The 9,381-nt window shown below is 71.7% G+C and carries 8 protein-coding genes; all 8 read left to right on the forward strand.

Annotation, left to right across the window (positions count from 1 at the left end; genetic code table 11):
• Positions 1-995: aminotransferase-like domain-containing protein (locus C667_RS16555; RefSeq protein WP_004370493.1), on the forward strand; the 995-nt coding region annotated here is incomplete at its 5' end.
• Between the two features lie 175 nt (positions 996-1,170).
• Positions 1,171-2,748, forward strand: coding sequence for a site-specific DNA-methyltransferase (locus tag C667_RS16560; protein ID WP_004370494.1), 1,578 nt, complete (start codon positions 1,171-1,173; stop codon positions 2,746-2,748).
• Positions 2,739-5,675: a DEAD/DEAH box helicase gene (locus C667_RS26045; RefSeq protein ID WP_004370496.1), complete on the forward strand. Its 2,937-nt coding sequence runs from the start codon at positions 2,739-2,741 to the stop codon at positions 5,673-5,675. The genes C667_RS16560 and C667_RS26045 overlap by 10 nt, the downstream gene beginning before the upstream one ends.
• Positions 5,575-6,024, forward strand: a complete 450-nt coding sequence (locus tag C667_RS26840) for a DUF6883 domain-containing protein (protein WP_370701718.1) — start codon at positions 5,575-5,577, stop codon at positions 6,022-6,024. Before C667_RS26045 ends, C667_RS26840 begins: the two co-directional genes overlap by 101 nt.
• A gap of 160 nt (positions 6,025-6,184) precedes the next feature.
• Positions 6,185-7,375 (forward strand): class I SAM-dependent rRNA methyltransferase, encoded by a 1,191-nt coding sequence (locus C667_RS16570; protein WP_004370498.1) that lies wholly within the window; start codon positions 6,185-6,187, stop codon positions 7,373-7,375.
• An 80-nt stretch (positions 7,376-7,455) separates the two neighbouring features.
• Positions 7,456-7,776 (forward strand): PepSY domain-containing protein, encoded by a 321-nt coding sequence (locus C667_RS16575; protein ID WP_004370500.1) that lies wholly within the window; start codon positions 7,456-7,458, stop codon positions 7,774-7,776.
• Between the two features lie 3 nt (positions 7,777-7,779).
• On the forward strand, positions 7,780-8,445 hold the full coding sequence (locus tag C667_RS16580; protein WP_004370503.1) for a response regulator transcription factor: 666 nt from the start codon (positions 7,780-7,782) through the stop codon (positions 8,443-8,445).
• 27 nt (positions 8,446-8,472) lie between these two features.
• Positions 8,473-9,381, forward strand: a 909-nt coding sequence (locus C667_RS16585) for an ATP-binding protein (RefSeq protein WP_004370505.1), incomplete at its 3' end; no start/stop codon positions are given.

Consider the following 9,381-nt stretch of genomic DNA (forward strand, 5'->3'; position numbering starts at 1 on the left):
GCTGGCGGCAGCTCGGCTATGCGGCGCACGGCGGCGACCCCGCCCTGCGCGCGGCGCTCGCCGGCCACCTGAGCAGCGTGCGCGGCCTGGCGGTGGACCCCGCGCAGATCCTCGTCACCAGCGGCACGCAGGCGGCGCTCGACCTGTGCGCGCGCCTGCTCGCCGACCACGGCGACACGGTGTGGGTCGAGAACCCGGGCTACCTCGCCGCCCGCGTCGCCTTCGGCCTCGCCGGCCTGCGGGTGCACGACGTCGCGGTCGACGCCGAGGGCCTGGCCCCCGGCGCCGACGATTGGCAGCATCGGCGACCGCGCCTGATCATGGTCACCCCCTCGCACCAGTACCCCACCGGGCGGGTGATGTCGCTGCCGCGCCGGCTCGCGCTCATCGAGCGCGCCCGCGCGGCCGGCGCCTGGATCGTCGAGGACGACTACGACAGCGAGTTCCGCCGCGCCGGTCCGGCGCCGCCGGCGCTGTTCGGGCTGCACGCCGACGCCCCGGTGGTCTATGCCGGCACCTTCAGCAAGACGCTCTATCCCGGCCTGCGCCTGGGCTACCTGGTGCTGCCGCGCACGGTCGCGGACGACTTCATCCACGCTGCGGCGCGCGCCACCCGCGCCGGCCAGGGCATCGAGCAGCGCGCGCTCGCCGACTTCATCGCGCGCGGCCACTACACCACCCACATCCGCCGCATGCGCGCCCGCTACAACGCCCGCCAGGCCGCGCTGCGCGCCGCCCTGCAGCAGGCCTTCGGCCCCGGGCTGGTGCTGTCGGGCGGCGAGGCCGGGCTCCATCTGGTGATGTGGCTGCCCGATGCGCTGCCCGATATCGCGGTGGCGGAGCGCGCCGCGCAGCTCGGGCTGGGCGTGCGCGCCCTGTCCGCCTACGCCCGCCCGCCGGTGCGGTGCAACGGGCTGGTGCTCGGCTACGGGAACCTGGACGAGGGCGCGGTCGAGGGCGCGGTGGCGCGGCTGAAGCGGGCGGTGGCGGGGTGATTCCGCCGCGACCATCGGCCGCAACCGTTCGCACACACCGCAAGGCTGCCGGCCCGGGCGGCCGATGCGTTATCCTCGGGCGCCGCCCGCCGGCCGCAGCGGACCTGCTGTTCCCGCGCTCGGCTGCCGGTCGCGGCTATAATGACATCAACATCGATTCGAACGACGCCCACCCATGCCCATCCTCGACTGGCTGAACAAGCGCCAGGCCCTGCAGGCCGCCGCGGCCGTGCCTTACCGGCTGATCGACGTGGACGCCGTCCACGGCGACCCCGCGGCCGACAACTGGCTGATCCAGGGCGACAACCTCGACGCGCTCAAGGCGCTGCTGCCCTTCCATGCCGGCCGCGTCAAGTGCATCTACATCGACCCGCCGTACAACACCCGCTCGGCCTTCGAGCACTACGACGACAACCTCGAGCACAGCCAGTGGCTGTCGATGATGGCGCCGCGGCTGGAGCTGCTGCGCGAGCTGCTCGCCGAGGACGGCAGCATCTGGGTGTCGATCGACGACAACGAGGGGCACTACCTGAAGGTGTTGATGGACGAGGTGTTCGGGCGGGGGAATTTCGTGACGACGATAGCTTGGCAGCAACGAACAACTCGCGAGAATCGGAAGGTCTTTTCAGCGAATCACGAGTATTTGCATGTCTTCGCAAAGGATTACGCGAAGTTCGCTGCAGCGCGAAATGATTTGCCGCTGACTGAGGAAGTTCGGGCGCGGTACAAGAATCCTGATGAGGATCCGCGAGGCGCGTGGCAGTCGGTGTCGGCGAATGCTCAGGCTGGCCATGCGACCCCGAGCCAGTTCTACGATTTGGTCGCGCCGAATGGGAAGCTGCATCGCTTGCCCCAGGGGCGCTGTTGGCTCTACACGCGCGAGCGAATGGAAGAGGAAATTGCCAAGGGAAATATCTGGTTCGGGAATAGTGGAAACGGAGTGCCACGGGTCAAGAAGTTCTTGGTGGATGTCAGCGCTGGCTTGACGCCTGACACGCTCTGGCCTGCGACGGACGTAGGAACCAACGACCTTGCAAAGAAGCATCTGAAGGCACTTTTTGCGGACGGCGAGCTTTTCGACACACCAAAGCCCGAGTCCTTAATCAAGCGCATTTTCGACATCGCCACCAACCCCGGCGACCTCGTGCTCGACAGCTTCCTCGGCTCCGGCACCACCGCCGCGGTCGCGCACAAGATGGGCCGGCGCTACATCGGCATCGAGATGGGCGAGCATGCGCACACCCACTGCCTGCCGCGCCTGCAGAAGGTGATCGCGGGCGAGCAGGGCGGGATCTCGAACGCGGTGGACTGGCAGGGCGGCGGCGGGCTGCGCTTCGCCCGCCTCGGTGCGCCGGTGTTCCTGCCCGACGGCCAGGTCGACCCGGCGATCGGCTTCGCCACCCTGGCGGCGTGGATCTGGTACCAGGAGACGCGCACCCCGTGGCGGCCCGAGATCACCGACGCGCAGCCGGCCTCGCCGCTGCTCGGCGTGCACGAAGGCCGCGCCTACTTCCTGCTCTTCAACGGCGTGCTCGGCGACCGCCGGCCGCAGGGCGGCAACGTGCTGACCTCGGCGGTGGCGGCGCTGCTCGACGAGGCGGCCGCAGGCGCCGGGGTGGCGGCGGGTACGCCGCGGGTGGTGTTCGGCGAGGCCTGCCGGCTGTCCGAGATGCGCCGGCGCGCGCTCGGCATCGACTTCCGCCAGATTCCCTACGACATCCGTGCGCGGCAGGAGGCTCCGGCATGGCGCTGACCCTCAAGCGTTACCAGCGCGAGGCGCTCGCCGCGCTCGCGCGCTTCTTCGCCCTGGCGCGCGGCGCGCGCGACGAGGCCGCGCTCGACGCCGCCTTCCGCCAGACCCTGCTCGAACAGGAGCACGCGGCGGAGACGATCCCGCCCTATCTCGCGCAGGGTTTCGTCAACGACGATGGGGCCACGCCCTATGTGTGCGTGCGCATCCCCACCGGCGGCGGCAAGACCCTGCTCGGCGCGCACGCGCTCGCCGCCGCGGCTCGCCATTACACCGGCCAGGACCGGCCGCTGGCGCTGTGGCTGGTGCCCACCAACGTGATCCGGCTGCAGACGCTGACTGCGCTGAAGACCCCCGGCCACCCCTACCGCGAGGCGCTGGAGGCGCATTTCGGCGTGGACGGCGTGCGCGTGCTCGACATCGCCGACAGCGACCAGATCCGCCCGCAGGACATCGGCGCGCGCGCGCTGGTGATCGTCGGCACGCTGCAGACGCTGCGGGTGGACGACACCTCGGGACGCGACGTCTATGCCTACAAGGAGGCCTTCGAGCCGCATTTCGAGCGCGCTCCCGAGCTGCCTGGTTTCGAGCGCGTGAGCGAGCGCGACCTCGAGGTCCAGCCCTACCTCGGCCGCGCCGATCTGGGCAAGGTCAAGCGCAGCTTCGCCAACCTGATGTACTGGCACCGCCCGGTGGTGATCATCGACGAGGCGCACAACGCGCGCACGCCGCTGAGCTACGACAGCTTCGCCCGCCTGCGTCCGGCCGCGCTGATCGAGATGACCGCAACCCCGTTGCGCCAGGGCCGCCACCGCAGCAACGTGCTCTACCACGTCTCGGCCGAGGAGCTCAAAGCCGAGGAGATGATCAAGCTGCCCATCGTGCTCAGCGCCCATCCCAACTGGGAGGAGGCGGTGCGCGACGCGCTGCTCACGCGCACCCGGCTCGCCGAGGAGGCCGCGCGCGAGCTGGCCGCGGGCGGCGACTACCTGCGCCCGATCCTGCTGCTGCAGGCCGAGGACAAGCGCGGCGAGATGAACGTCGAGCGCCTGCGCGAGCACCTGATCGCGCAGGAGAACATCGCGCCCGAGCGCATCGCGGTCGCCACCGGCACGCAGCGCGACCTGGACGGCGTGAACCTGTTCGACCCGGCCTGCCCGGTGGAGGTGGTGATCACCGTCGAGGCGCTCAAGGAGGGCTGGGACTGCTCCTTCGCCTATGTGTTCTGCAGCCTGCAGAACGTCGGCTCGAGCCGCGACATGGAGCAGTTGCTCGGCCGCGTGCTGCGCATGCCCTACGCGAAGCGGCGGCGCAGCGAGTTGCTCAATCGCGCCTATGCCCACCTGGCGAGCGCCCAGAGCACGCGCGTGGCCGGGGAGCTTGCCGACCGCCTGGTGGCGATGGGCTTCGAGGAGCTGGAGGCGGTGCAGGCGGTGTTCCCGACCAGTCTGCCGCTGTGGGGCGACACGGGCGCGGAGGGCGAGCCGTCCGCCCCGGCCTTGCCTGCGCTGGAGCTGGTGCTGCCGGCGGCCGCGGCGGCCGAGCTGTTCGCGCTCGACACGGGCGCGGGGACGCCCGCACTGCGCATCGAGACCCGGCCGGATGGCGAGCTCCGGGTGAGCCTGGACCAACCGCCACCGCCCGAGCTGCGCGCCGCGCTGGTCGCGGCAATCCCCGAGCGCAAGGCGCGCGACGCCCTGACGCGCGAGCTCGACCGCTTCGAGCTGCGCCACCGGACCTTCGCCTCGCCCTCGCAGCGTGGCGTGGCGTTCCGCCCGCTGCCCTTGCTGTGCGTGCGTGATGCGCAGGGCGAGCTGGAGCTGGCCGAGCGCGAGACCCTGCTCGATCTCGCCGGCTTCGTCCTCGCCGACCAGCCGCCCGAACTGCCCGGCTTCCGCCCCGACGAATCGCCGGGCGCCTACCTGGTGGATCTGGACCACGGCCATCTGCGCATCGAGCAGGAGCGCGCCGCCTACGCGGTCAACCTGGACCTGGTGCCGACCACGGTGACCGAGGCCGACCTGCTGCACTGGCTGGACGCGCGCCTGCGCGAGCCCGGCACGCCGCAGCCGCAGATGCTCGCCTGGCTGGGTCGCGTGCTGCGCTGGCTGGTGCACTACGACGGCCACACGCTGACCGCCCTGGTGCGCCACCGCAACCGGCTCGCCGACGCGCTCGCCGAACGCCTGCGCGCGCTGCGCGAGAACGCGCAGCGCCAGGGCCTGCAGCGCGTGCTGAGCGGCTTCGAGACGCCCGGCTGCATCAGCGCGGAGTACGTCTTCGTGTTCGGGCGCGGGCTGTATCCGGCGCGCCCGCCGTATTACACCGGCCGCCACCGCTTCGTGAAGCACTACTACGGGGTGATCGGCGATCTGCAGGAGGCGGGGGCGCGCCAGACCGACCACGAATATCACTGCGCCGTCGCGCTCGATAACCTGTCGCAGGTGCGGCACTGGGTGCGCAACCTGGCGCGCTTTCCGGAGTTCTCGTTCTGGCTGCCGACCGCGAGCGACCGCTTCTACCCGGACTTCGTCGCCGAACTCGAAGATGGCCGCCTGCTGGTGGTCGAGTACAAGGGTGAGGGCTACAAGAGCGCGGACGATGCGATCGAGAAGCGGCGCGTGGGCGAACTGTGGGCGCGCCTGAGCGGCAACCTCTTCCTGCTCGCAGTCGAGCGGGACGCGCAGGGGCGTGGCGTGGCCGAGCAGCTGCGCGCCTGCGTCGGCGGTGTTGCGATCGCGGAGCATGCCCGGGTGGTTGCGTTGGTCGACATCGCCTTCGACGGTGGCGCGGTGCCTGCCGGCAGCGTGGGTACGGTGGTGTCGGTGTATGACGAAGGTGCCGGCTACGCGGTCGAGTTCGGCGCGGTGGCGGGGGAGATGGGCGTGGTCTTCGCCGCTGCCGGTGCGCTGCGCAGGGTGTCGTCGTGATAGGGGCACGCAAGCTGCCGGGCGTGGAGTGCGCTCAGGTCGAATCCAGGAAGGTGGTCGATTATCTGCTGGCGCTCACCCACCCCGATGGGGGGCGAAGGCGCGCTTCTTTCTCGCCCGTGGCGCTCGTGCAGACGCTTGGGAAGCCTTTGCGAGGGTTCTCGTGGAGCATGCGCGCCTCAACCCGGTTGCCGGCGTTCGTGACGACCCGGCGGGGCGGGCGCGCCTATTTCAGATCGATTGTCACGTGACGATGCCGGACGACTCGAGACCATGCATCCGGACGATCTGGGAGCTGCGTGCGGGCGCACGCTGCCCGCGTCTGGTCACGGCGTATCCCGCGGGGTGAAAGCCGGAACGCCTCTGTTCTGAATGGCATCGTCGAAGCGCGCGCTCGTCCGGTGGATGTCACGCTGCCACGAGGACAGGGCGCGAAGCGAACTTGGGCGGGATGGAGCGCAGCCGTTACACTCCGCGCCCTGACTCCCCCGCAATCTCCGGAAGCTCCCATGGCCCAACTCGTCCTCCATCCCGGCAAGGAACGCTCGCTGTTCCGCCGCCACCCCTGGATCTTCGCCGGCTCGGTGGATCGCCTCGATGGCCGCGCGCGGCCGGGCGACACGGTGACCGTCGTCACGGCCGAGGGCAAGGCGCTGGCGCGCGCGGCGTGGTCGCCGTCTTCGCAGATCCGCGCGCGGGTGTGGAGCTTCGACGCCGAGGCGGCGATCGACCACGCCTTCTTCAAGCGCGCCGTGGCGGCCTCCGTGGCGCGGCGGGCGGCGATCCCGGCGCTGCGCGGGCAGGAGGGCGTGCGCCTGATCCACGGCGAATCCGACGGCCTGCCGGGGGTGATCGCCGACCGCTACGGCGACGTGGTGGTGCTGCAGCTCACCAGCGCGGGCGCGGACAAGTGGCGCGAGGCCATCGTCGCCGGGCTGGTGCAGGCCACCGGCTGCGCGGCGGTGTATGAACGTTCGGACTCCGAGGTGCGTGGGCTGGAAGGCCTGGAGTCGCGCACCGGCTGCGCGCACGGCGAGCTGCCCGCGGGCGGGCTCACCATCGTCGAGAACGGGGTGCGCATGGAGGTGGACGTCGAGGGCGGGCACAAGACCGGCTTCTACCTCGACCAGCGCGACAACCGCCTGCTCACCGGCCAGCTCGCCGGCGGGCGTGCGGTGCTCAACTGTTTCTGCTACACCGGCGGCTTCTCGCTGCAGGCGCTCGCGGGCGGGGCGGCCTCGGTGCTGTCGATCGACTCGTCCGGCCCGGCGCTGGAGTCGGCGCGCCGCAACCTCGCGCTCAACCCCCGGCTCGACGCCAGCCGCGCCGAGTGGCAGGAGGCGGACGTGTTCAAGGCCCTGCGCGCGCTGAAGGACGAGGGCCGCAAGTTCGACCTGATCGTGCTCGACCCGCCCAAGTTCGCGCCCTCGGCCGCACACGCCGAGCGCGCCGCGCGCGCCTACAAGGACATCAACCTGTTCGGTTTCCGGCTGTTGAATCCGGGCGGCATCCTGATGAGCTACTCGTGCTCGGGCGGCATCGGCCAGGAGCTGTTCCAGAAGATCGTCGCCGGCGCGGCGATCGACGCCGGGGTGGATGCGCGCATCCTGTACCGCCTGTCGGCCGCGCCCGACCACCCGATCGGGCTGGCGGTGCCCGAGGGCGAGTACCTCAAGGGGCTGGCCTGCCAGGTGGGGTGAGCGGGGCAGGGACCGTGTTCAGCTTGCGTTCAGATTGCGGCGGGCACACTGTCTGCACCGAAACCCGCCGGAGAGTGAAGATGAGGACTCGATTTCGTTCCCTGCTGGCCGCGGCCGCGCTCCTCGCCGCCGGCGGGCTGTTCGTCCCCGCTGCGAGCGCCGGCGAGCGCGTGCGGGTGGAGGAGATCCGCCAGCTGCGCGAGAGCGGGCAGATCCTCTCGGCCGAGGACATCCTCGCGCGCAGCCGCGCTATCCAGCCCGGCCAGGTCGTCGGTCTGGAGCTCGAGCGCGAGGACGGGCGCTGGATCTACGAGGTCAAGCTGATCGACGAGCGCAACCGGGTGCACGAGCTCGAGCTCGACGCCGCGAGCGGTGCAGTGCTCGAACGCGAGGAGAAGTGAGCGATGCGCCTGCTCGTGGTCGAGGACGATGCGGCGCTGGGCGAGCGCCTGCGCACCCGGCTGGTCGCCGAAGGCTACGCGGTCGACCTCGCGCGCGACGGCATCGACGGCGCCCATCTCGGGGCGACCGAGCCCTACGACGCGGTGGTCCTCGACCTTGGCCTGCCCGGCAAGCCGGGGCTGGCCGTGCTCCGCGAGTGGCGCGCGGCGGCGAACCGCGTGCCGGTGCTGATCCTCACCGCGCGTGACGGCTGGGCCGAGCGCGTCGAGGGCCTGCAGGCCGGCGCCGACGACTATCTCGGCAAGCCCTTCCACGTCGAGGAGCTCCTCGCCCGCATCCAGGCTTTGCTGCGCCGCGCCGCGCCGGTGCCCGACACCGAGCTGCGCGCCGGCGACTGGCGGCTGGACGAGGCGCGCCAGTGCCTGGTCGATCGCGCCGGCAACGAGCAGGCGCTGACCGCCACCGAGTTCCGCCTGCTGCGCTACTTCATGCGCCACCCCGACGAGGTGCTGTCGAAGACGCGGCTCTCCGAGCATGTCTATGACTACGACGCCGAGCGCGACAGCAACGTCATCGAGGTCTACGTCCGCCGCCTGCGCGGCCTGCTCGGCAACGAGCGCATCGAGACCCGGCGCGGGCAGGGCTATGTGTTCCGCAGCGGCGACTGAGGCGCGTGCGCGGGGGCCGGCCGCAAGATGAACTCGATCCGCCGCCGCCTCTCGCTCACGCTCGCCCTGGTGCTGCTCGCCGCCGGCGTGCTGCTGGCCTTCGCGCTGCGCGACTTTCCGCGCCGCATGGTCGAGGAGCACGTGCTCGCCCGCCTCGATCACGACGCCGACCTGCTCTACGTGCATCTGCTCGACGCGCTCGCGCGCCACGAGGGCGAGGCGGCGCTGGAGACCAGCCTGCTCGCCGCGGCCGGGCCGGGCTACGACCTGCCGCTGTCCGGGCATTACTTCGTGGTGCGCCTCGGCGAGCGGCAGTGGCGCTCGCGCTCGACCTGGGATGCGGACCTCGACCTGCTGGTTGGCAGGGAAGACGGCACGCCGCGGCGGCTCGCCGGCCCCGCGGGGCAGACGCTGCTGGTGCTCGCGAAGGGCTTCCCCAACAGCGTCGATGGCCGCCCGGTGAGCATCGCGCTCGCCGAGGACGTGGCCGCGATCGACGCCGCGATCGCGGCTTTCCGCGCGCAGGCGCTCACCGTGCTCGGGCTGGCGCTGCTCGTGCTGCTGGTGCTGCAGCGGCGGGTGCTGGTGCGCGGGCTGGCGCCGCTGGACGAGGCGGTGGAGGCCTGCCGGCGCCTGGAGCGCGGCGAGGCGGTGCAGTTCGAGGCCGACGCGCCCGTCGAGGTGCGGCCGCTGCTCGCCGCGGTCGAGCGCCTGTCGCGCCATCAGGCCCAGCGCCTCGGTCGTATCCGCCACGCCGCGGGCAACCTCTCCCACGCCCTCAAGACGCCGCTCGCAGTGCTCGGCCAGAGCGCGGATGCGCTCGCGGCGCGCGGCGACGCGGAGGGCGCCGATGCGATCCGCGCCCAGCTCGAGACCATGCGCGCGACCATCGAGCGCGAGCTGCGCCGGGCCCGCCTCGCCGGCGGCGGCGCGGGC

Origin of the sequence: Thauera phenylacetica B4P, from assembly GCF_000310225.1 — a bacterium.
Classification (GTDB): Bacteria; Pseudomonadota; Gammaproteobacteria; order Burkholderiales; family Rhodocyclaceae; genus Thauera; species Thauera phenylacetica.

Bases quoted from the DNA above. Each gene is read 5' to 3' on its own strand.
- C667_RS26840 (WP_370701718.1), top strand. From the start codon at position 5,575: ATGACGAAGGTGCCGGCTACGCGGTCGAGTTCGGCGCGGTGGCGGGGG.
- C667_RS16560 (WP_004370494.1), top strand. From the start codon at position 1,171: ATGCCCATCCTCGACTGGCTGAACAAGCGCCAGGCCCTGCAGGCCGCC.
- C667_RS16570 (WP_004370498.1), top strand. From the start codon at position 6,185: ATGGCCCAACTCGTCCTCCATCCCGGCAAGGAACGCTCGCTGTTCCGC.
- C667_RS26045 (WP_004370496.1), top strand. From the start codon at position 2,739: ATGGCGCTGACCCTCAAGCGTTACCAGCGCGAGGCGCTCGCCGCGCTC.
- C667_RS16580 (WP_004370503.1), top strand. From the start codon at position 7,780: ATGCGCCTGCTCGTGGTCGAGGACGATGCGGCGCTGGGCGAGCGCCTG.
- C667_RS16575 (WP_004370500.1), top strand. From the start codon at position 7,456: ATGAGGACTCGATTTCGTTCCCTGCTGGCCGCGGCCGCGCTCCTCGCC.